23 protein-coding genes are annotated in these 21,256 nt (G+C 70.2%); 11 read left to right on the top strand and 12 right to left on the bottom strand.

Features of this window, described 5'->3' with window-relative positions; all coding sequences use genetic code 11:
* Positions 1-10: 10 nt before the first annotated feature.
* The 9 genes from J2W45_RS16565 to J2W45_RS16525 all read right to left on the bottom strand — a co-directional run bounded on the left by J2W45_RS16565 (position 11) and on the right by J2W45_RS16525 (position 9,709).
* Positions 11-622, bottom strand: coding sequence for an alkylhydroperoxidase domain protein (locus tag J2W45_RS16565; RefSeq protein WP_310134061.1), 612 nt, complete (start codon positions 620-622; stop codon positions 11-13).
* Positions 619-1,203: a CMD domain protein gene (locus tag J2W45_RS16560; protein WP_310134058.1), complete on the bottom strand. Its 585-nt coding sequence runs from the start codon at positions 1,201-1,203 to the stop codon at positions 619-621. Before J2W45_RS16560 ends, J2W45_RS16565 begins: the two co-directional genes overlap by 4 nt.
* A 29-nt stretch (positions 1,204-1,232) precedes the next feature.
* Positions 1,233-2,258, bottom strand: a complete 1,026-nt coding sequence (locus tag J2W45_RS16555; RefSeq protein WP_310134055.1) for a putative FMN-dependent luciferase-like monooxygenase — start codon at positions 2,256-2,258, stop codon at positions 1,233-1,235.
* A 3-nt stretch (positions 2,259-2,261) separates the two neighbouring features.
* Positions 2,262-2,984 carry an ABC transporter ATP-binding protein gene (locus J2W45_RS16550; RefSeq protein WP_310134053.1) on the bottom strand — a complete coding sequence of 241 codons (723 nt, stop codon included), beginning with the start codon at positions 2,982-2,984 and terminating at the stop codon, positions 2,262-2,264.
* Positions 2,981-3,838 (bottom strand): ABC transporter ATP-binding protein, encoded by an 858-nt coding sequence (locus J2W45_RS16545; protein ID WP_310134052.1) that lies wholly within the window; start codon positions 3,836-3,838, stop codon positions 2,981-2,983. Before J2W45_RS16545 ends, J2W45_RS16550 begins: the two co-directional genes overlap by 4 nt.
* Positions 3,835-5,637, bottom strand: a complete 1,803-nt coding sequence (locus J2W45_RS16540) for an ABC transporter permease (protein ID WP_310134049.1) — start codon at positions 5,635-5,637, stop codon at positions 3,835-3,837. Before J2W45_RS16540 ends, J2W45_RS16545 begins: the two co-directional genes overlap by 4 nt.
* 21 nt (positions 5,638-5,658) lie before the next feature.
* Positions 5,659-6,816, bottom strand: a complete 1,158-nt coding sequence (locus J2W45_RS16535; RefSeq protein ID WP_310134046.1) for an ABC transporter substrate-binding protein — start codon at positions 6,814-6,816, stop codon at positions 5,659-5,661.
* 164 nt (positions 6,817-6,980) lie between these two features.
* Positions 6,981-7,436: an MSMEG_6728 family protein gene (locus J2W45_RS16530; protein WP_310134043.1), complete on the bottom strand. Its 456-nt coding sequence runs from the start codon at positions 7,434-7,436 to the stop codon at positions 6,981-6,983.
* Between the two features lie 20 nt (positions 7,437-7,456).
* Positions 7,457-9,709: an alpha-galactosidase gene (locus tag J2W45_RS16525; RefSeq protein ID WP_310134040.1), complete on the bottom strand. Its 2,253-nt coding sequence runs from the start codon at positions 9,707-9,709 to the stop codon at positions 7,457-7,459.
* A gap of 98 nt (positions 9,710-9,807) precedes the next feature.
* On the opposite strand from J2W45_RS16525, the gene J2W45_RS16520 reads away from it, so the two are divergent.
* The 4 genes from J2W45_RS16520 to J2W45_RS16505 all read left to right on the top strand — a co-directional run bounded on the left by J2W45_RS16520 (position 9,808) and on the right by J2W45_RS16505 (position 12,790).
* A complete protein-coding gene (locus J2W45_RS16520; protein WP_310134037.1) occupies positions 9,808-10,350 on the top strand; it encodes a sigma-70 family RNA polymerase sigma factor in 543 nt (180 codons plus the stop codon).
* Positions 10,340-11,119, top strand: coding sequence for an anti-sigma factor (locus J2W45_RS16515; RefSeq protein ID WP_310134035.1), 780 nt, complete (start codon positions 10,340-10,342; stop codon positions 11,117-11,119). The genes J2W45_RS16520 and J2W45_RS16515 overlap by 11 nt, the downstream gene beginning before the upstream one ends.
* Positions 11,120-11,261: 142 nt before the next feature.
* On the top strand, positions 11,262-12,116 hold the full coding sequence (locus tag J2W45_RS16510; protein WP_310134034.1) for a DUF4397 domain-containing protein: 855 nt from the start codon (positions 11,262-11,264) through the stop codon (positions 12,114-12,116).
* The gene (locus J2W45_RS16505) at positions 12,116-12,790 is read left to right on the top strand and encodes a class F sortase (RefSeq protein WP_310134033.1); all 675 of its coding nucleotides are present in this window, start codon (positions 12,116-12,118) and stop codon (positions 12,788-12,790) included. Before J2W45_RS16510 ends, J2W45_RS16505 begins: the two co-directional genes overlap by 1 nt.
* A gap of 102 nt (positions 12,791-12,892) precedes the next feature.
* Here the strand turns inward: J2W45_RS16505 and J2W45_RS16500 are convergent, their stop codons facing one another.
* The 3 genes from J2W45_RS16500 to J2W45_RS16490 form a co-directional block, all read right to left on the bottom strand.
* Positions 12,893-13,081: a hypothetical protein gene (locus tag J2W45_RS16500; protein ID WP_310134030.1), complete on the bottom strand. Its 189-nt coding sequence runs from the start codon at positions 13,079-13,081 to the stop codon at positions 12,893-12,895.
* Positions 13,078-13,503, bottom strand: coding sequence for a hypothetical protein (locus J2W45_RS16495; RefSeq protein WP_310134028.1), 426 nt, complete (start codon positions 13,501-13,503; stop codon positions 13,078-13,080). The genes J2W45_RS16500 and J2W45_RS16495 overlap by 4 nt, the downstream gene beginning before the upstream one ends.
* A 91-nt stretch (positions 13,504-13,594) precedes the next feature.
* Complete coding sequence (locus tag J2W45_RS16490) at positions 13,595-14,326, bottom strand: DUF4397 domain-containing protein (protein WP_310134026.1); 732 nt, start codon at positions 14,324-14,326, stop codon at positions 13,595-13,597.
* Positions 14,327-14,450: 124 nt separating this feature from the next.
* Between J2W45_RS16490 and J2W45_RS16485 the strand changes: the two genes are divergently transcribed.
* The 7 genes from J2W45_RS16485 (at position 14,451) to J2W45_RS16455 (ending at position 21,254) form a co-directional block, all read left to right on the top strand.
* A complete protein-coding gene (locus J2W45_RS16485) occupies positions 14,451-14,780 on the top strand; it encodes a hypothetical protein (RefSeq protein ID WP_310134023.1) in 330 nt (109 codons plus the stop codon).
* 18 nt (positions 14,781-14,798) lie between these two features.
* Positions 14,799-15,152: a DUF7882 family protein gene (locus J2W45_RS16480; RefSeq protein WP_310134022.1), complete on the top strand. Its 354-nt coding sequence runs from the start codon at positions 14,799-14,801 to the stop codon at positions 15,150-15,152.
* 309 nt (positions 15,153-15,461) lie between these two features.
* On the top strand, positions 15,462-16,478 hold the full coding sequence (locus tag J2W45_RS16475) for a LacI family DNA-binding transcriptional regulator (protein ID WP_310134019.1): 1,017 nt from the start codon (positions 15,462-15,464) through the stop codon (positions 16,476-16,478).
* Positions 16,479-17,080: 602 nt separating this feature from the next.
* Positions 17,081-18,088, top strand: coding sequence for a LacI family DNA-binding transcriptional regulator (locus J2W45_RS16470; RefSeq protein WP_310134017.1), 1,008 nt, complete (start codon positions 17,081-17,083; stop codon positions 18,086-18,088).
* Between the two features lie 85 nt (positions 18,089-18,173).
* Complete coding sequence (locus J2W45_RS16465; RefSeq protein WP_310134015.1) at positions 18,174-19,430, top strand: sugar ABC transporter substrate-binding protein; 1,257 nt, start codon at positions 18,174-18,176, stop codon at positions 19,428-19,430.
* Between the two features lie 25 nt (positions 19,431-19,455).
* Entirely contained in the window at positions 19,456-20,439 is a 984-nt protein-coding gene (locus J2W45_RS16460) for a carbohydrate ABC transporter permease (RefSeq protein ID WP_310134012.1), read from the top strand.
* A complete protein-coding gene (locus J2W45_RS16455; RefSeq protein ID WP_310134011.1) occupies positions 20,436-21,254 on the top strand; it encodes a carbohydrate ABC transporter permease in 819 nt (272 codons plus the stop codon). Before J2W45_RS16460 ends, J2W45_RS16455 begins: the two co-directional genes overlap by 4 nt.
* The last annotated feature ends 2 nt before the right edge of the window (positions 21,255-21,256 follow it).

Here is a 21,256-nt window from a genome sequence, read left to right as displayed (position 1 = left end):
GGAGCCGCGCCTAGCGCTTCTCGGCAGGAGGCGTCGGCTCCCCCAGCGACAGCATCAGGCGGTTCGCCCAGTTGAAGAAGGCGGCGCCGTTGATGGCGTCGATGATCGCCACGTCGTCCAGCCCGGCGTCACGCAGCGCGCGCACGTGCTCCGGACCGAACTCGTCCGGGATGCGCGTCAGCGCGACCGAGGCGTCGATGACGGCGCGCCACTGCGGGTCGTCCTGCCGCGCCGAGGTTCCCTCGTCGAGGAGGCGCTGCACGTCCTCGGGCCGCTTCGACTTGTGGCTGGCGAAGCGCGAGTGGACGGACGCGCAGAAGATGCAGCCGTTGGTGCGCGAGGCGGCCGTGGCGGACAGCTCACGAAGTGCCCGCGTCAGGCCGCCCTTCTCGTTGTAGAAGATGTCGTTGTCCGTGCGCGTCCGCGCCCCCAGGATGTCGGGGTCGCGCACCAGCAGGCGGAAGTACGGGCTGTTGGCGCGCCCGCGGTCGACCAGGCCGTCGTAGTGCCGGTCCGTCAGCTCCTCGAGCGGCAGCGGCGGGAGCCACGCCTCCCAGCCGAGCTCCTCCTGCGTGAATACGTTGGGCGCCTCGAACGTGTGCTGGATGACGGTCTCGCTCATGCGAGCTCTCCTTTCAAGACGGTGAGGCCCGCGACCACGCGGAGCTGGAAGCTGAGGAAGGCGACGAGCTGCGACAGCGTGACGATCCCGTCGACCGACCACCCGGCGTCGAGCAGGGCCTGGATCGCGGCCGGCGACGAGTCCCGCGGCCGGTAGACCAGGAGGTGCGTGTGGGCGAGCGCGGCGGCGAGCCTGTCCCCGACGGCGGCCGCGAGTGCCGCATCCGGCTGCCAGATCGGGCCGGCGACATCCTCGACGCTCAGCGGTCCCTCCGGGTACGAGCCGTAGGGGCCGCTGGTCACCGCGCCGGGCAGCGCCGACTCCAGCGCCTGCAGCAGAGGCGCGTCCTCGGCGGCCAGCAGGTCGCGGTAGTACGCGGACGTCGGCGACTGGGACAGCGCCACGGTCCAGTAGGCGACGGCGAGGCGTTCCCGCTGGGCCACGTGCGCCAGCTCGTCCGCGTGGAACAGCGCGTCGTAGCTGGCCTGGGCGTTCGCCCGGGCGCTGGGCCGCTGGTCGCGAAGGGTGTCGAGGGCGTCGCCGGGGGCGATGCCGACGAGCCGGTCGATGACGTCGGTCATGGTGATCCTTTCGATCGGGGACGGTCGGGTCAGGGGCGCTCGGGCGACCAGCCGAGGAGTTCGGGCGCGACGCGCGTCGCGAGGAGTTCCAGCGATCGCAGCACCGCGTCGTGCGACGGGTCGATGGGATGCGGCTGGAACGCGACGTCGGTGGCGCGACGGAGCACGGTGTCCGTCCGCAGTGAGGCCAGCACCTGCTCCGGCGTCCCCACGTGCACGTCGAGCCAGGCCAGCAGCTCGGTGTCGGACACGCCGTCCGGCACCTCGATGCGCTGCGACCGCAGGTAGCCGGCGCTGCGCTCGATGCCGCGCTGGATCCAGCGCGCCGCCTCCTCCTCGGTGTCGACGACGAGCGCCGACCGGGAGGCCAGGATGCGCGGGGCGGTACCGTTCGGCAGGGCGGCGAGGTACGCATCCACGATGGCCTCCTGCAGCTCGGGCGACGACGGCCCGTCCCACTGCGGGCGCGGCTGGGTGCGGGAGAGCATGAGTCCGTTGCCCCGGCGACCGATCCGCTCGGCGCCGGCCGCGGAGAACGTCGCCTCCCAGATCACGCCGAGGAGGTCCGGGGCGGACGGGTACAGCGTGCCGCCGTCCGTGGTGAGAACGTCGCCGCGGAGGGCGTCCTCGAGGATTCCGCGGTGGCGGTCGTAGATGGCCGCGCGGTCCGCCGAGTCGTACCCGAAGGGCGGGAACGACGAGGGCGTTCCGCCGGAGCCGATGCCCAGCTCCACCCGGCCGTCCGACAGCAGCTGCAGCACCGCCGCATCCTCCGCCACCCGCAGCGGCGCCTCGAGCGGCAACGTCACGATCCCCGTTGCGAGCCGGATGCGCGAGGTGCGCGCCGCCGCCTGCGCGAGCAGCACGAACGGGGACGGGAGGCCGCCCTCGTCCTCATGGAAGTGGTGCTGCGCCACCCACACGGAATCGAACCCGAGCTCCTCGGCGCGGACGAATTGGTCGAGCGCGTTGCGGTACCGCTGCTGCGCGGTGCCGTCGTCGAGGAGCCGGGTGAAGAATCCGAGCCGCGTCCGTCCGCTCGAAGGGGTGGTCACTGTCTACACTGCCTTTCCGAGGTACGCCTCTTGGATCTGCGGGTCGTCGAGCAGCTCGCGCGCGGTCCCCTGCAGCACGATCGCGCCGGTCGCCAGCACGTACCCGCGCGAAGCGATCGACAGCGCGAGCTCGGCCTGCTGCTCGACGAACAGCACGGCCACGCCGAGCTCGCGGTTGATGCGCACGATCTCGTCGAGCACCTGGTCGACCAGCTTCGGCGAGAGGCCCATCGTCGGCTCGTCCATGCAGACGAGTCGCGGCCGGCTCATCAGGGCCCGGGCGAACGCGAGCATCTGCTGCTCGCCGCCGGACAGCGTCCCCGCCTGCTGCTTGCGACGCTCGGCGAGCCGCGGGAAGTGGGTGCGCATCCGGTCGAGGTCCTCGGCGATGCCCGCCTTGTCGCGGCGGGTGTAGGCGCCCGCGATCAGGTTCTCGTCCACGGTCATCTCGGGGAACACGCGACGCGCTTCGGGCACCGAGGCGATCCCCGCCCGCACCCGGCGGCGGGTGGAGGCCTGCGTGATGTCCTCCCCGGCGAACCGGACCGTGCCCGTGCGCGGCCGCACCAGGCCCAGGATGGTCTTCATCGTCGTGGACTTGCCGCTCGCGTTGCCGCCGAGCAGCGAGACGATCTCCCCCTCCCCCACGGTCAGGGTGTTGCCGCGGAGGGCGTGGAACGGTCCGTAGTAGACGTTCACGTCGTCGAGGGCGAGCAGCTCGGTCATACCAGGTCCACCCCTCCGAGCCCGCGGCGGCGGCCCAGGTACGCCTCGACGACCGCCGTGTCGCGGCGGACCTCTTCCGGCCGGCCCTGCGCGATGATGCGGCCGCCGTCCATCACGATCACGCGGTCGGACACGGTCATCACGAGGTCGAGCTTGTGCTCCACCAGCAGGATGGTCTGCCCCGCCGCCTTCAGCTCGAGCAGCTGCTGGAGCACCTCGGCGGTCTCGGACTGGTTCATACCGGCGGTCGGCTCGTCGAGCACGAGCAGCTTGGGGTCGAGGGCGAGCGCGCGGGCGATCTCCGTGCGACGCCGGTTGGCGTAGCTGAGCGAGTACGCCGGGTCGTCGCGGCGGGGCCCGAGGCGCGCCTCGAAGCGGTCGATCTCGGCTGCGATCACCTCGTCGATCCTGCGCTGCTCCCGGCGGGAGGCGGGAGTGCCGACGATCGCGATGTACAGCTCCGCGAGCAGCGGGACCCAGCGCAGCAGGAAGAGGTTCGAGAGCCTCCGGAACGGCCGGTTCGCCCGGAGGGTCGAGTGGAGGCCGACCTCGATGTTGTCGGCGACCGACAGCGTCGCGAAGACCCGCCCGTTCTGGAAGGTCCGCGCGATCCCGTGCTCGGCGATCTTCGCGCTGTCCGCGCGGTCGATCCGCTCGCCGTCCAGCGCGATGGTCCCGCCGTTCGGCCGGAGGGCGCCGGTCACGAGGTTCAGCGTCGTGGTCTTCCCCGAGCCGTTCGGCCCGATGATCGACACGACCTCGCCGCGTCCGACCGTGAACGAGATCCCGTCGACCGCGGCCAGGCCCTCGAAGTGACGCTCCAGGTCGCGCACGTCCAGCAGCACGTCGCTCATGCGTTCCTCACCAGGACCCCTCCCGGCCGGAACCGCACCACGAGGATGAGGACCAGGCCGTAGACGATGATGCGCAGCTCCGGCGTGAACCGGAGCAGCTCCATCGCACCGATCAGCACGATGGCGCCGACGACGGCGCCGTACGGAAGGTTGATGCCGCCCAGGATGACGATGGTCACGACCAGCAGCGACATCAGCATGGTGAAGATCGTCGGGTCGATGTACGTGTACTGGTGGGCGAGCAGCGAACCGCCGATCCCGGCGAAGAAGCCGGAGACCGCGAAGGCGAGCGCCTTGTAGTTGCGCCCGCGGACGCCGGACGCCAGCGCCGCGACCTCGTCGGAGCCCACCGACGAGATGACCTTCCCGAGGTGCGACGAGCGCAGCCGCCACATGACGAGCAGCGTGAACGCCAGCACCACGAAGTCGATCAGGTAGTACGCCTGCGGGGTGTTCAGCGGCGTCCCGAACCACTCCGGGACCGGGATGTTGTAGAGCCCCTGCGGTAGCACCAGCTGGATCACGGCGACGATGGCGATGCCGAGACCGAGCGTCGCGATCGAGATGTAGTGGCCCTTCACGCCCCAGATCGGCGAGGCGAGGATGGACGCGACGACCGCCGCCGCGATGCCCGCCAGCGGGAGCGCGACCCAGAACGGGACGTGCACGTACAGGGTGAGCAGCGCCGACGCGTACGCGCCGATCGCGATCGGGCCCGCCTGTCCGAGAGCGAGCACGCCCGCCTGTCCGGCGGTGACCGTGAAGCCCGCGGCGATGATCGCGTAGATGAGCACCTGCGTCCCGGTGGTCAGCAGGTAGCCGTTCCCGAACAGCGGGACGGCGACGCCCGCGACCACGAAGGCCACGAGCCACACCCAGCGCGGGATGCGGATCGGGCGCCCCTTGCCGAGGAACGTGCCGGTCAGTGGCTCCGTCGAGATCAGCGGAACCTTGCCGAGCAGGCCGCCCGGGCGCACGATGAGCACCACGATCAGGATGACGAAGACCACGATCTCGCGCGCGGTGTCGCCGAAGAAGTGGATGCCGAACGCCTCCAGGATGCCGAGCACGAAGCCGCCGATCACCGCGCCGGCGAGCGACCCGAGACCGCCGAGCGTCGCCGCGACGAACGCCGTGAGCCCGACATCCAGGCCGGAGTTCGGATTCGCGACGCCGACGTAGAGGGCGATGAACACTCCGGCCAGTCCGCCCAGCGCGGAGGCGATCACGAACGACACGTGCTGCACCTGGCCGACCGGGATGCCCATCTGCAGGGCGGCCTCCTGGTCCTGCGCGGTGGCGCGGATCGCCCGGCCGATCTTCCCGTACTTCAGGAAGAGCGTCATCACGACCATGATCACGGCCGTGGTGCCCAGCATGACCAGGTCGGAGGTGCCGAACCGCATGTTGCCGATGTGCAGGTTCGACGTGGGCAGCACATCCGGGAACACGCGGAACTGCGCCGTGAACGCGATCTGCGACGCGTTGTCGAGGATCAGCGAGATGGCATAGGTGGAGAGCATCGCCGCGAGCGGCAGGAACTTCGCCAGCGGACGCACCACGGTGACGTTGATCAGCAGCCCGAGCAGACCGCACACCACCAGCACGGCGACGAGCGCCAGCCAGAACGGCAGCCCGAGCTTGACGATGAAGAACCACGACAGCATCGCGCCCAGGCCGAAGAAGGAGAACTGGGCGAAGTTGACGACGTTCATGACGCCGAAGACGAGCGAGATGCCGACCGCTCCGAGGGCGTAGACGTTCCCTCGGAGCAGGCCGGCGATCAGAGTGTCGAGCATGATGTGCGTGTGGACGGCGGGTCAGCCGTTGTACGCGACCCACTTCCCGTCGCGCAGGATGCTCGGGGTCAGCTGGGGCGAGGCCACGCGGCGCGTGGACTGGTCGAAGGTGATCTTCCCGTAAACGACGCTCGGCACATCCTTCACCTTCTTGAACCCGGCGAGGATGCCTGCGCGGTCCGTCCCGCCGATCTTCGCGGCAGCGACGGCGACGTTGAGCGCGTCGTAGGCGCCGGCCTCGAAGCCGGTGACCTCGGCCTCCTGCGGGTATTTCTTCTTGAAGGCCTTCACGAACGCCTGCACCTCGGGCGCCGGGTTCGAGGACAGGAACTCGGCGCCGTTGATCGCGCCCTCCGCATCCTTCGTGCCGTCGAACGACTGCTCGTCCTGGCCGCCGTAGAAGGTCCCGTCGTAGCCGATCGCCCGCAGCTGCGTGACGATCTTGGCGGCGTCGGGGCCGTAGCCGATGTGCACGAAGGCCTTGGGCTTGCCCGCGACCGCCTTGGTCAGCGACGGACGGTAGTCGTCGGAGGTGTCCAGGACGCCCTCGGCGTCGGTGATCTTGAGTCCGACTTTCTTCGCCTCCGCCTTGAAGGCGTTGAACGCGGGGATGCCCCAGTCGGCCGTGTTCAGGTAGCTGACGCCGACGGAGTCGATGCCCTGCTTCTTGATGTAGTCGGCGGTCCAGGTGTAGGTCGCGCTCGTGGTGATCGAGGTGGACCACTGGTACTGGGTGCCCTTGGCGGTGAAGTCGGGGTTGGAGTTGTTGAAGCCGTACTGCACCAGCTTCCCGGCGGTGTAGATCGGCGAGGCCGGGATGGACGCTGCCGACGAGTAGTCGCCGAACACGAGGCTGACGCTGTCGTCGCCGACGAACTTCTGGGCGACGGCGACCGACTGCTTGGGGTCGGACTGCGAGTCCTCGTACTTGAGCTGGACGGGGTGGCCGTTGATGCCGCCCTTCGCGTTGACCTGCTCGACAGCGAGGTCGAACGCTTCCTTGAACTGCTCGCCGTACTGGGCGTACTGGCCGGTGGTGGCGGACGAGACGCCGAAGTAGACGGGGCTCTTCGAGGACGAGTCGCCGGAGGCTGCGGAGCCGCCGGCGCAGGCGGCGAGGCCGGTGACGGCGAGGGCGGCGACGGACGCGAGTGCGGCGCCCCGGAGGAGAGTCTTCATGCTGTGTCCTTCACATCGGGCTGCGGAGACGGGTGATGGGTGCCTCGCCGACGTTAGAACCGCACCGGACACGACGCATCCCCGGCCGTCACATTCGGTAGCGATGCTCAACGAGCGTCATAAAGGTTGCGCGCGGAGGCGCCGCGCGCTAACGGGCCGTGCCGTTACGGCAGGAGGTCGGCCTCGCGGGTGGGGCCGGGCCAGATGTAGGGGAGGTCGTCGGGGACGTCGGGGAAGAGCGGGCGGTAGAACTCGGGGTCCTTGCGCACCAGGTTGGACTGGTGGCTCAGGTGGAACGCCGGGTCGCCGATCCACGGGGGCAGGTCGAGCTCGTCCTGCGGGAGGTCCGCCACCTCGGGGGCGAACGCCAGCACCTGCGGGCGCACGGTGTCGGCGTGGCCCAGCTCGATCCAGGCGTCCGTCGACTCGAGGGCGTACTTCGTGAGCGCGGGCAGGTAGCCGCGCCACATCTTCGCCACCGGGTGGTGGCGCCAGCCGTATCCGGGCACGGTGATGGCGCGCAGCACCTGCAGCGCCTCGACGCGCTGCTTGCCCATCCGGGCGCGGTCCAGCACGCGGACGCTGCGGGCGAACGACGGATAGGGCAGGAACGTCTGCACCTCCGCCACCGTACGCCGGGTCAGACGGCCTCCACGCTCAGCAGCCAGACGCGGTCCGGGAACGAGAGCGGCGCCTGAAGGCCGGTGCGGCGGAGGGCTCGCCCGCTCAGCTCGATCCCCGTGGGAGCGGGGGTGTCACGGCCGGCACGGCCACCGAGCGGGCGGGAGAGCGGCGTGACGCCGTCCGCCGCCGTCGGGGTGTCGTCACGTCCTGCGAAGAACCACGGGGGCACCCCCTGGCTGCCGGCGGGGTCGCCGAGGGTCAGCGGCACCACGCGGTAGCGGGTCTCATCGTCCAGCCCGCGCAGCGTGAACCGGCCGAGCGGGGCCGCGTCCGACCGGCCCAGGAAGGCGAGGGAGAACAGGGCACGGCGCTGATCCGGCGAGACGACTCCGCTCACCCAGAAGGTGGGGTCGAGCTCGTCCATGCGCACCAGGTCGCCGTGGTGCAGGAGGTCGCGGTGCTCGCGGTGGAACGCGATCCACTCCCCCAGCTGGGCGAGGTCGGCGTCGGATGCGGACGTCAGGTCCCACTCGACGCCGAAGTGCCCGAAGAGGGCCGAGCCGGCGCGGAAGCCGAGGTCGTGGTGGCGGTGGGTGGTGTGCGAGTACGCCGACGCGACGTGGGCGCCGAGGAGCTCCGGCGGGAGGAGCTGCTGGGTCCACCGCATCATGCCCTGCCGCTCCAGGGGGTCGATGCAGTCCGAGACCCACACCCGGTCGGTGTGCTCGATCACGCCGAGGTCCACCCGCGAGCCGCCGGAGCTGCACGATTCGATCTCGAGGCCGGGGAAGCGCTCCTTCAGCTCGGCCATCAGCCGGTAGGCGGCCAGGGTCTGCTCGTGCACGCCGGGTGCGCCGCCGGGGGCGGTCCCCGCATCCACCAGGTCGCGGTTGTGGTCCCACTTGATGTAGGCGATGTCGTTCGTTGCGAGGATGTCGGCCATGCGGTCGCGGACGTACGCGTACGCCTCGGGGATGCCGAGATTCAGCACCTGCTGGTGCCGGGACTCCACGGGCAGCCGGCCGCCGGTCTGCATGATCCACTCGGGATGCGCGCGCGCCAGGTCGGAGTCGGGATTCACCATCTCGGGCTCGAACCAGAGGCCGAACTCCATACCGAGACCGCGCACGTGGTCGATCAGCGGCGTGAGACCGTCCGGCCAGACGTCCTCGTCCACGTACCAGTCGCCGAGGCCGGCGTGGTCGTTCCGCCGGTGCCGGAACCAGCCGTCGTCGAGCACGAAGCGCTCGATCCCGACCGATGCGGCGCGGTCGGCGAGCGCGGTGAGCTTGGCGAGGTCGTGGTCGAAGTAGACGGCCTCCCACACGTTGAGCGTGACCGGACGCGGGCGACGTGGATGCTGCGCCCGCGCACGCAGGTGACGGTGCAGCCGATGCGCCTGGTCGTCGAGCCCGTCGCCGTAGACGCCGTAAACCCACGGAGTGCGGTAGCTCTCGCCGCGGCCCAGTCGGATCTCGCCCGGCAGCAGCAGCTCGCCGCCGCCGATGACCTGCTCGCCGCCGGACAGGCGCTCGGCGTAGTGGCGGTGGTTGCCGCTGAACGCGGTGTGGACTCCCCAGACCTCGCCCTGGGCGAAACCGAACCCGGGCTCGCCGGCGATGAGCAGGGTCGCGGCATCCGAGCCGGTGCGGCCCCGCCGTCCCTCCCGCACGTGCGCGCCGACCGTGAGCGGACGCCGTTGCGGCGTGCGCTCCTTGGCCCAGCGTCCGGCGAAGTCGAGCACTTCGCGGGCGCGGGCCGGGATCGGGTACGCGATCCCGAGGTCGTCGAGGCGGTAGGTGTCGCCGTCGTTCCGGAGCGTGGCAGCCGACCGCAGCACCCCGGCCGCCGACAGTTCGACGTCGAGCGTGAGCTGCAGAGCCGCGGTCGCATCCCGGGCGACGATGGACACGCCTCCGCCTGCGGGCAGGGTGAGGAGCTCGCCGTCCAGCCCGGACTCGCCGTCGCCGACGGTCACCTCCGCCACCCGGAAGTACGGCGACCAGTCGGCGCCGTCACGGCTGCCGCTGAGACCCGGCCGGCCGAGCCACCCGGTGCGCTGCTCGGGCAGGATGGCGACCCGCGCCGGTTCGTCGGGCGCATTCGGGGCCACCGGCCGCACGTCGCTCACCGCGATGGCGGCGGCCTCCGCAGCATCCACCGGCCCGAGCGCCGCTCCCCAGTGCGGGATGGTCGGCAGCTGGCCCCCACGGAGGTCGAGCAGGACGCTGACACCGGCGGCGGTGAGATGGATGAGCTCGGGGCGCATGCGCTCCAGGCTATCCGTGACGGTGCCAGTCCGCGTGATCGCTGTGGATCGCGTCCGCCTCCCTGGCGCGTGCGCCCCCGGGGAGCGATGATGAGCCTGTGGATGACACCGAGCGTTCACTGATCACCGGCCTCCAGACCGGTGACGTGAACGCGATCGAGCGGCTGTACCAGCGCTGGGGCCGGCTGGTCTACACGCTCGCGCTGCGCTCGCTCGGCGATGTCGCCGACGCCGAGGACGTCACGCAGCAGGTGTTCGTCGCCGCCTGGCAGGGACGGGCCGGCTTCGACCCGGAGCGCGCCAAGCTCAGCACCTGGCTGATGGCGATCACCCGCCACAAGATCGTGGACGCCTACGAGGCCCGCGCGAAGCGGCAACGCGAACTGCAGGCCCTGATGGAGAGCGTCTACCTGCAGTCGCTGACCTGGACGGACGAGATCGCCGACAGCGTCACGATGAGTCAGGAGCTCGAGCTGCTCGAGCCCATCCCGCAGCAGATCATGCGCCTGGCCTTCTACGACCGGCTCACCCATAGCCAGATCGCAGCCAAACTGGACCTTCCGCTGGGTACGGTCAAGAGTCACATCCGGCGCAGCCTGCTCAGGCTCCGAGCACGATTGGAGGACGCCGATGACGCATAGCGATCCCGATGTGCTCGCGATGCTGGCACTCGGCGACCCGGACGTCGACGAGGCCGACGTCGAGCACGTGCTCAACTGCGCCGAGTGCCGCAGCGAGCTCGACCGGCTGACCCGCGTCACGCGGGCCGCCCGCGAGAACGGGCCGGTCGACTTCCCGCTCCAGGACCCGTCTCCTCAGGTGTGGGAGCGGATCAGCGCGCAGCTGACCCTCGAACCGCCCCTCATCGAGACCTCCGTCGACCGATCGACGGTGCCTGCTTCGACATCCTCGGCGACGCCCGGCGGCCGTTCCGGCGACGTCGTCCCCCGCAGAGGGCGCCGCGGCCGCCGCCGCTGGCCGGCGCTGGTCGCCTCCGCCGCCGTGCTCGTGGTCGCAGCTCTCGTCGCCGTGTTCGTCTTCGTCCGCCCCGCCGCGCCTCAGGTCGAGGCGCAGGCGACGCTCGCCGGCCTCCCCGCCTGGTCGACGTCGAACGGGAAGGCGACGATGGAACGCGAGCCGGACGGAACGACTGTGCTGGCCGTGAAGCTGGACTCGCCGGCGGTCGACTCCGACGGGTCGGACTTCCGCGAGGTCTGGCTGATGAACTCTGACCTCACCAAGTCGATCAGCGTCGGACTGCTGGACGGCGGCAGCGGGCGGTTCGTGATGCCCCCGAACATCGCCGCGGCGGACTACCCCGTGGTCGACATCTCCCAGCAGCCCCTCAACGGCGACCCGGCGCACTCGGGCGACAGCATCGTCCGCGGAAGGCTCTCGGCGACCGGCTGACGACAGCGGCACGGCTCTCCGACCGGGCCGGGCTACCTCCGGTCTTCCTGGCAGATCCCGGCCGGGTGCATCCGATCTCCCTCTCATCCGGAAGGTATGGGCATGCGGCGCGAAACGACGCCCGCCCTACCGAGGAGGATCGATGAAGATCAGAGCACTATCCGCAACCGCCGTGGTGGTCGCCGCGCTGGCGTGGGCCGTCGGCGCAGCGCCCGCGACGGCAGCCGGGTCCGACGCCCAGCTCTCCGTCATCCACGGAGTGCCCGGCACACCGGTCGATGTCTGGGTGAACGGCACGGACACCATTAAGAACTTCCAGCCGGGCACCATGGCCGGCCCGCTGACCCTGCCCGCCGGGACGTACAGCGTCTCGATCACCAAGGTCGGCGCGGCATCCGCGACGGACAGCCCGGTCATCGGCCCGATCGACCTGCCGCTCACCGCCGGGGGCGACTTCTCGGCGGTCGCGCACCTCGACGCGTCGGGCAAGCCGACGGCGACGCTGTTCACCAACGACACGTCGGCGACGGCGGCCGGACAGGGACGCCTCACGGTCCGTCACGTGGCAGCGGCCCCCGCGGTGGATGTGGTGGTCGGCGGCAAGCCGATCGTCAGCAACCTGACCAACCCGAACGAGCAGAAGCTCGACCTGCCCGCGACGACCGTCTCGGCCTCCGTGACCGCCGCCGGCACGACCGACCCCGCGCTCATCGGGCCGGCCGACGTGACGGTCAAGGACGGCACGAACACCATCGTGTACGCCTACGGGAGCGCCACCGACAAGAACCTCGCCCTCATGATCCAGACCGTCGACGGGCTGGGGACTCCGCCGAACGGTGTGCAGGCGGGAACCACCGGTGCGGCCTTCCGCGCCGAGCAGGCAGCCGCCACACAGCAGACCGCCCTCTGGATCGGCGCCCTGGCGCTGCTCCTCGGAGGAGCACTGACCGGCGGGCTGGTCGTCCGGCGGAAGCGTGCGGAGTCCGCCCGGGGATGATGCACCCATCCCCTCACCACGCGAGGGCGGCTGCCGTACTCGGCGCCGCCCTCGCGCTGGTGTCCCTCTCGGGATGCGCGGCGGGGTCGCCCGAAGACCGCGCCGCCACCCGGAGCGCCGCCGCCCCCACGCCGTCGGCGAGCGCCACGGCCACACCGGTGCCCGGCATCCCCGACAGCGTCCCCCGCACCGACATCGACAGCCGGGCCGCCCCGCAGGGTGCTCCGGCTGAGCCGCCGTCGCGGGTGAGCGTGCCCTCCCTCGGCATCGACATGCCGGTCGAGCCCGTCGGGCTCGCCCCCGGCGGCGACGTCAGCATCCCGTCCGCATCCCACACCGCCGGCTGGTACCGCTACTCGTCGGGGATGCTCGACCGGTCCGGCTCGATCGTCGTGGTGGCCCACATCGACGCGTGGGACGGCATCGGACCGTTCAGCAAGCTCACGGATGCGAGCGCAGGCACGGTCGTCGAGCTGCGGGGCGACGCAGGGATGCGGACGTTCCGCGTGGACGGCAAAGCCCAGCCGCAGAAGGCGCCCGGCTCGCTGACCAGCTTCTTCGTCGCGACGGGACCCGCGCGGCTGGTGCTCATCACCTGCGGCGGCACCTTCGACGAGTCGACCGGCCACTACCGCGACAACGTCATCGTCACGGCCACGCCGATCGACGGGTGACGGGCGCCTGGCGCGCTGAGCGCATCCATTCGTCGTCGCACGCGCCGTCGTCGTACGTGCCGTCGTCGTACGCGGCGTCGTCGTCCGCGGCGGAGGCGCCGGTCAGCTGGCCAGTGCTTCGCTGCCGCTCTCCAGGTCGGCCAGGCGCTCGAAGAAGAGCGCCAGCACGGCGCGCTCCCGCCGGCTGAGCTGAGCGGTCAGCCGGGCGACCTGCTCGGCCGTCGGCGCGGTGCTCAGCGCCTCGGCGAGATCGCCGAGTGCGGCCGCGATGTCGTCCGCAGTCCAGTTCATCGGTTCGTCCCCTCGTCATGGGTAGATGGTTCGTTCGCGCTCTGCGGCCGGGGAACGGCACGCAGAAGCAGCCGGGTGCTCCCGCAGTCGCACTGCAGGAACGCCAGGCGGCCCGGGATGCACGAGATCAGCGCGCCCTCGCGGCTGACGCACACGCGCCGGAGTGCCGAGCGGAGGCTGGTGAGCTCGTCCTCGACCAGGCCGTCCTTGACCAGGACGCAACCGTCCGGCGCACCGAGGGACACCAGCAGGTCGTACAGCTCGCCGTCGCTCAGCCCGTCGACCGGTGTGCAGAACTCTCGCTTCACCTCGACCGGACCGCTCAACCGGCGGCGGAAATCCTCGCGGCCCCGGGTGGAGACCCGGCCGGCGAGGAAGAGGGACCAGCGGCCGTCGAAGAAGGCGTGGACCGTCGCTCCCACATGTCGCTCTACGACGCGCATCGCAGTCCGGTCCTCCTCCCCCGGGCGTGACGGGGCCGCGGGCCTCCGCCGCACGCGACCCCGTCACGGGTCATCGGTGAATCATCCAGGGGACGGTGAGCAGGCCGCCCTGACGCAGCGACTGCACGGCCACGGTCAGATTCCCCGCCGCGGCGCTGCCCCAGGCGTAGACGATCGTGTCGGTCCGCGCCTTCACCGGCACGGCCGCCGGGCCGATCACCGGCTGGGTGGTTCCGGCCAGCGCGACGGCGGCGTTCACGGAGCCCTGCGGAAGGACGAGCGCGGCCTGGTTCGGATTGGTGAGCCCACGGATCACGGGCGTCCCACCGGCCAGGACGTCCACGGCCGGAGCGGCCGCGGTGTGCCGGACGACGAGCCGTCCGGTCCCGTAGGGAGTCGTCGAGATGTCGTTGGTGAACACCGTCGCCGTCGGCGCCCCGGACGCGGTCAGGTGAGCGGCGACCGTGTAGCTGGTGTTGCGGTTGAAGGTCACCGACACCGGGCCGATCACCGGGTTGCGGTCGTTGCGCGCATCCGCCGCCGTGATGGCCAGGCGGTACGTGCCCGACGGCAGGAGGTAGGGACCGGTGACCGTGCCCGGCTGGAAGTCGTTGAGGACCCGGAGGCCGTCGACGTAGACATCCACCGGCGTGTTCGGCACGCCGTGGAACACGGAGACCTGCGCGATCCCGAACGACCGCCAGGCCGGCGCGGGTGCTGCGTTCGCCGGCGTGACACCGACCAGCGTCAGCGCTGCCGCCACGGCCACGGCGCCGAAACGCCACCACCACTTTCTCTTCATCAGGGAACCCCTTCGTCCTGTCGGAGGAGCCGAACGGATCCTCCCGTGATGCTTTCTGCATCCGGAGGCCATTCGGATGCACTAGGGGCTGGAAAAGTGTGCGGATCGGTGGAAATCATGGGATATGGAGAAGTTGTATTACGCCGGGGGGCACATCTTCCTCGACGACGATGTCTGCGACGCACTCGTCCAGTACGCGCGAGCCCTGGCGGATGTGGGCAAATCGGACCTGGTGACGGTGCCCGCCCTCTCCGACGAGGGGATGCAGGGCCGCACCCGGCTGCTCATCGGACCGGCCAGTCAGCTGTTCGCGGCCCCGGCTCTCGACCGCGGCGTCGATCTGACGGACGCGGAGGCCACGGAGTCGATGCGCGACAAGACGGCACGGCTGCAACCGTCGCGACCGGTGTTCGAGGAGAACCCCGAGTTCTCGAGCGAGCACTACCCGGACTAGCTACGAGGAGCCGGGACGATGGGAACCCTCTTCTACGGCGCCGGGCGGCTGGCCATTGCCTTCGAGGACCGCGTGCTCGCCCACCTGCAGCTCGCCGTGGCCACGAAGCTCCGCCGCCAGGAGTCGTTCATGCTGAACTGGCGCGACAACGAAAGCGTCGGCGACGGCCGCAGCGCGGTCTGGATCGGGCCGCACACCGACCTGCACTTCAAGTACTCCGGCAGTCGGTTCCCGGAGATCAACGCGGACTGGGTGAGCGCGCTGGTGGTGTCGGCGTCCACACCGCTGGGGCTGCAGCTCCTCGACGAGGGCAGCCTCGACGTGCCGCCGAGCCCGCGGGGTCGGACCGGGAGGGGCGGGGCTGCGCGGTAGGTGGTCGGCGCGGGTGGTTTCGTCGGGCGGTCTCTTCTGTCGAACCGATTCGACCACGCGCTCGTACGCCCCTTGAGCGTAACTGCGCCCGTTTGGAACGGTTGCGGTGTGGCGAACAGCCGCGAACGTGCCGAGAGGCCGCAGCCGGGCGCGGGCACTGGCGCGCCGCATCCCTCGGGGCCCGGCGGGCGAACCGATTCGACGTATTGCGGCCGCGCAGCGCGCCCCCGCGAGGTGCCGCGTGACAGAATCACGGGGACGATCCTGTGATGCGGGGGTCGCCCGCAGCGCCCACAGCGAGGAGGAAGCATGGCAGCGACCATCGGCGACGTCGCCCGCGTCGCCGGCGTCTCGCGCAGCACCGTCTCGTACGCGCTGTCCGGAAAACGCGCCATCTCCGAGGAGACCAGGACGCGCATCCAGGCCGCCATCGACGAGCTCGGCTTCACCCCGAACGCCGGCGCGCGCGCCCTGGCTACCGCGCAGACGAACGTGCTCGGGCTGTACCTGCAGTTCCAGGAGGACGAGTTCGCCCCCGCGATGCTGCAGTACGTGCTCCCCGTCTCCACCACCGCGCGCGAGCACGGCTACGACCTGCTGATGGTGACGGACGCCGACCGCGTCAACGCCGTGCGCCGCACCACGTCGTCGGCGATGATCGACGGCGTCGTGCTGCTCGACGTCACCTACGACGACTCCCGGCTGGAGCCGCTGCGGGAGGCGCCGCAGCCCGCCGTGCTGATCGGCTACGCCCGCAACGGCGAGGGATTCGACTCCTACGACCTCGACTTCGGAGAGGCTGCGCGGATCGTGGTCGACCACCTCGCCGACCTCGGGCACCGCGACATCGTGCTCATCACGCCTCCGCGCCACGTCTACGAGCGCGGCGGCTCCTACGCCTGGCGCTTCCGCGACGCCGCCGTCGAACGCGCCGCCCGCTACGGGATCCGTCTCGTCGCCCACGAGGGCGACTCGCGGCAGCCGGGGATTACGGACTCCCTGGATGCGGCGCTGGCCGCATCCCCCCACGCCACCGCACTGATGGTCCACAACGACGCGACGATCGCCGCACTCCCCGCATACCTCGACAAGCGGGGGATGCGCGTGCCCGACGACCTCTCGGTGGTCGGCGTCTTCTCGCAGGAGTTCGGCCAGGCCTTCTCACTGCCCTACACCGCCGCCGAGACCTCCCCGGACCGTCTCGGGCAGGAGGCGGTGCGCCAGCTCATCCGCCGCATCCACTCGCCCGAGGAGGCCGGGGAGCCGCGCGTCCGCTTCATCGAGCCGGAACTGGTCGACCGCGGCAGCACGCGCCCCGTCGCCTGAGCGCGGCGCGGCCGCGCGCTTTGCGCCGGGCGCGATTCGTGTCGAATCGCGGCTTTGCGGCGAAGCTGCCCGTGATTCGGCACGAATCGTCGCCCGCGCCCCCGCCGACATTCGTCACGAATGTCGCGTAAGGCAGGCGCATACGCGACTTTCGTCACGAATGTCGCGTAAGGCAGGCGCATACGCGACTTTCGTCACGAATGCCGCCACGGCGAGCCGCACCGATGCCCTCCGTTACAGCGGCATTTGCCACGAAGGTCCGCTCAGCCGCGCGCTCAGGCGACATTCGTGACGAACGTCGCGTTGTGCAGGCGCGGAGGCGACATTCGTCACGAATGTCGCGTGACGTAACCGCAGAGGCGACAGTCGTCACGAATGTCGCACCGACCCCCGCCTCACGCGCCCTTTGCCGCGAGATTTGTGCCAAATCGCGGTTTTGGCGGCCAGATTCCCATGATTTGTGCCAAATCGCAGCACCGCCCACCGCGGTAGCGCGCAGGACGGGCCCCATCCCCCAATCGAACCGCTTCGACTTGTGGCGGGCGCGACAGGGCGCTACAGTGATCGAACCGGTTCGACGATGACGGCCTGAGGAGGTGCCCGTGGCGATCACGATCACAGACGTCGCCCGCCACGCGGGCGTGTCCCCGAGCACCGTCTCGTACGCGCTTTCGGGCAAGCGGTCCATCTCGCCGTCCACCCGGGCGCGCATTGACGAAGCGATCTCGGCCCTCGGATTCACCGCCAACGCGGGCGCCCGCGCCCTCGCCACGTCGCAGACCATGGTGATCGGGCTGCTCACGCAGTTCCACCAGGACGAGTTCGCCCCCGCGATGCTCCAGTACGTGCTCCCGGTGTCGGACACCGCCCGCGAGTTCGGCTACGACATCCTGCTGGTCACCGAGATCGACGCCACGGCCGCACTCCGCCGGGTGACGAGCGCCGGGATGGTCGACGGCGTCGTCCTGCTCGACGTCGTCCACGACGACCCGCGCCTCGACACGCTCCGTGCCGCCTCGCAGCCGGGAGCCCTGGTCGGCCTTCCCAAGCGCACCGAGGGCCTCGACGTCTTCGACCTCGACTTCGGGGAGTCGGCGCGCATCCTCGTCGACCACCTGTACGGGCTCGGCCACCGCGAGATCATCGTGGTGTCGCCTCCCAAGCATGTGTTCGAGCGCGGCGGAGCGTACGGCTGGCGGTTCCGGGATGCGGCCCTCGAGCGGGCGGCCCGCTACGGCATCCAGATGCACCCGTACTTCGGCGAGGCGCAGCAGCCGGCCATCGGCCAGAGCGTCAACGCGATCCTGGATGCGCGGCCCACCGCGACGGCGCTGATCGTCCACAACGACGCCACGATCGCTGCGCTCCCCTCCGTGCTCGCCGCCCGCGGCACCCGGGTGCCCGCCGACCTGTCCGTGGTCAGCCTCTACTCCAAAGACTTCGGTCGAGCGTTCTCCCTGCCCTACACGGCGGTGGAGAGCTCGCCCGATCAGCTGGGCCAGAACGCGGTCCGGCAACTGGTGCGCCGGATCACGTCGCCCGAGCTCGCTGGAGCTCCGGTGACGAGGTTCATCGCACCGGAGCTCACCATCCGCGGGAGCACCCGATGAACCCGAGACCACACGCAGCGCCGCACACCGCAGGGCGCTCCCCGCAGACGACACATCAGCACTGCACGATTCAAGGAGGAATACTGTGATCGCACACAAGAGCGCCCGCCTGGTGGGCGCGGCGGTTCTCGCCGCAGCCGTCATCGGCGGCGTCGCGGCCTGCTCGGGCTCCGGCTCGGGCTCCGGCTCCGGCAGCAGCGCCGGCGGCACCTACACGTTCTGGGACCCGTACCCGCAGTTCGACGCCTCGGCCGACTGGACGAAGCTGGTCGAGCAGTGCGGCACGGAGGCCGGCGTCACCGTCAAGCGCACCGGCTACGACACCAGCGACCTGACGAACAAGGCGCTGCTGGCCGGACAGCAGGGCAGCTCCCCCGACCTGCTGCTCGTCGACAACCCCGTGGTTTCGACGCTGGCCGAGGCCGGCATCCTCACCAGTACGTCCGAGAACAAGCTCGACACCGGCGACATCCAGAAGAACATCCTCGCCGCCGGGCAGCTCGACGGGAAGACGTACGGCGTGCCGATCGGCGCGAACACCCTGGCGCTCTACTACAACAAGAGCGTGCTCAACGCCGCCGGTGTCGACATCTCCACCGTGAAGGACTGGAGCAGCCTCACCGACGCCCTGGCCAAGGTCACCGCCGCCGGCAAGAAGGGCATCACCTTCTCGGCGATCGGCACCGAGGAGGGGAGCTTCCAGTTCCTGCCCTGGTTCTGGGGATCCGGCGCGGATCTGAAGCACCTCGACTCCGCCAAGGCGACCCAGGCGCTGACGCTCTGGACGGACTGGGTCAAGAAGGGCTACGCGCCCAACTCGGTGATCAACAACACCCAGACCACGTCGTGGCAGGAGTTCGCGACCGGCGACTTCGCGTTCGGCGAGAACGGCACCTGGCAGCTCGGGAACGTCAAGAAGGCCGGCATCGACTACGGCATCCTGACGATCCCCGGGGCCGACGGCAGCGCGGCCCCCGCTCCGACGGGCGGCGAGTTCATGACGCTCCCCGTCCAGAAGGACACCGCCCGGTACGCCACCTCGAAGAAGATCGCCGAGTGCCTGACGAGCACGAAGAGCTTCGTGAAGACCGACACGACCCTCTCGTACATCGCGCCGACCGAGGCCGCCCAGAAGGAGCAGGTCGCCGCGAACCCCGAGCTGAAGCCGTGGGTGGATGCGGTGGCCGCCGCCAAGGGCCGCACCAGCGACAACCTGGGCACGAAGTACCCGAAGATCTCGCAGCAGCTGTGGGGCGCCGTGCAGAACGCTCTCAGCGGTTCGCAGTCCCCCGAGGCGGCGCTGAAGGCCGCGCAGAGCGCGGCAGAGGCCGCCACCAAGTAACGCACCTCCCCGAAAGTACCGAGACATGACGACGACACAGACAGCGCTGCACGAATCGGTGCGGGGCACAGGCGGGGCGGCCGGCACGGCCGCCCCGCCGCGGGCGCGCACCCGGCGGTCGGGCCGGAGACGGTCCGGCCAGTGGGCCGCCTGGGCTTTCCTCGCTCCCGTGGTGATCTACCTGATCGTGTTCTACGCGTTCCCGCTCTACCGCAACATCGAGCTGAGCGTGCGGGACTACACCGTCCGGTCCTTCGTGCAGGGCGGCGCCCCGTTCGTCGGGCTGGACAACTACGTCAAGGTGTTCCAGAGCCCGACGTTCGGGCCGGCCATCCTGCACACGGCGTTGTTCACCGTCGTCTCGATCGCGTTCCAGTTCACGATCGGCATGGCCCTCGCCGTCTTCTTCCACCAGAACTTCCGGCTCTCGGCCACGCTGCGAGCCCTGTTCCTGGTGCCCTGGCTGCTCCCGCTGATCGTGTCGGCGTCCACCTGGTCGTGGATGCTGAACAGCGACTCGGGCGTCGTGAACGCCGCCCTCGAGGCGTTCGGCCTCCCGGGCATCAACTGGCTGACCTCCCCCGACTGGGCGCTCACCAGCGTCACCATCGCCAACATCTGGATCGGCATCCCCTTCAACCTGGTGATCCTCTACTCGGGCCTGCAGAACATCCCGTCGGACCTCTACGAGGCGGCCTCGCTCGACGGCGCGAACGGCTGGCAGAAGTTCTGGAAGGTCACCTTCCCGCTGCTCCGGCCGGTCTCGGCGATCACCCTGCTGCTCGGCCTCGTCTACACGCTGAAGGTGTTCGACATCATCTGGATCATGACGCGCGGCGGCCCCGGAACGTCGTCCACGACGCTCGCGACCTGGTCGTACCAGCTCGGCTTCGCGTCCACGCTCCCGGACTTCAGCCCGGCGGCGGCGGTCGGCAACGTGCTGATCATCATCGCCCTGGTCTTCGGGATCATCTACATCCGCACGCAGCGAAAGCAGGACATCGCATGAACGGCCGGCGACCCTGGTGGAAGACCGTCGTGGGCGTCGTGCTCACCCTCGTGATGCTGTTCCCGGTCTACTGGATGATCAACGTCTCGCTCACCCCCACGACCGAGATGCGCAAGAGCCCGCCGAACCTGTTCCCGATTCACGCCACATTCGAGGGCTACCAGGCCGTGATCAGCCAGCAGCTGCCGTACCTCGGCACGAGCCTCCTGATCGGGCTCGGCACCGTGATCCTGACGGTCGCCCTGGCGGCGCCGGCCGCGTACTCGCTCGCCAAGCTGCGGCCGCGCGGCCGCGGTGCGCTCAACTTCGTGCTGCTGATCGCCCAGATGATCCCCGGGATCATCATGGCGATGGGGTTCTACGCGATCTACCTGAACCTCGGCATCCTGAACACGCTGTGGGGACTGATCATCGCGGACTCCACCATCGCGGTGCCGTTCGGCGTGCTGATCTTCTCGGCCTTCATGGCCGGCATCCCCGACGAGCTGATGAGCGCGGCGAAGATCGACGGCGCCGGAACGTGGCGCACGTTCCGCTCGATCGTGCTGCCGGTGAGCCGCAACTCCATCGTGACGGTCTCGCTGTTCGCGTTCCTCTGGGCCTGGTCCGACTTCATCTTCTCGTCGACGCTGAACAGCGGCGGTGCGTTGCAGACGATCACCCTCGGCATCTACAAGTACATCGGCAACAACAACCAGGAGTGGAACGCGATCATGGCGACCGCCGTGGTGGCGTCCATCCCGGCGGCTGTGCTTCTCGTCATCGCGCAGAAGTACGTCGCTGCGGGCGTGACCGCCGGGGCGGTGAAGGACTGAGG

Origin of the sequence: Leifsonia shinshuensis (assembly GCF_031456835.1) — a bacterium.
Classification (GTDB): domain Bacteria; phylum Actinomycetota; class Actinomycetes; order Actinomycetales; family Microbacteriaceae; genus Leifsonia; species Leifsonia shinshuensis_C.
The sequence above is the reverse complement of the archived record's forward strand: the minus strand, read 5'-3'. Positions and strand labels throughout refer to the sequence as shown.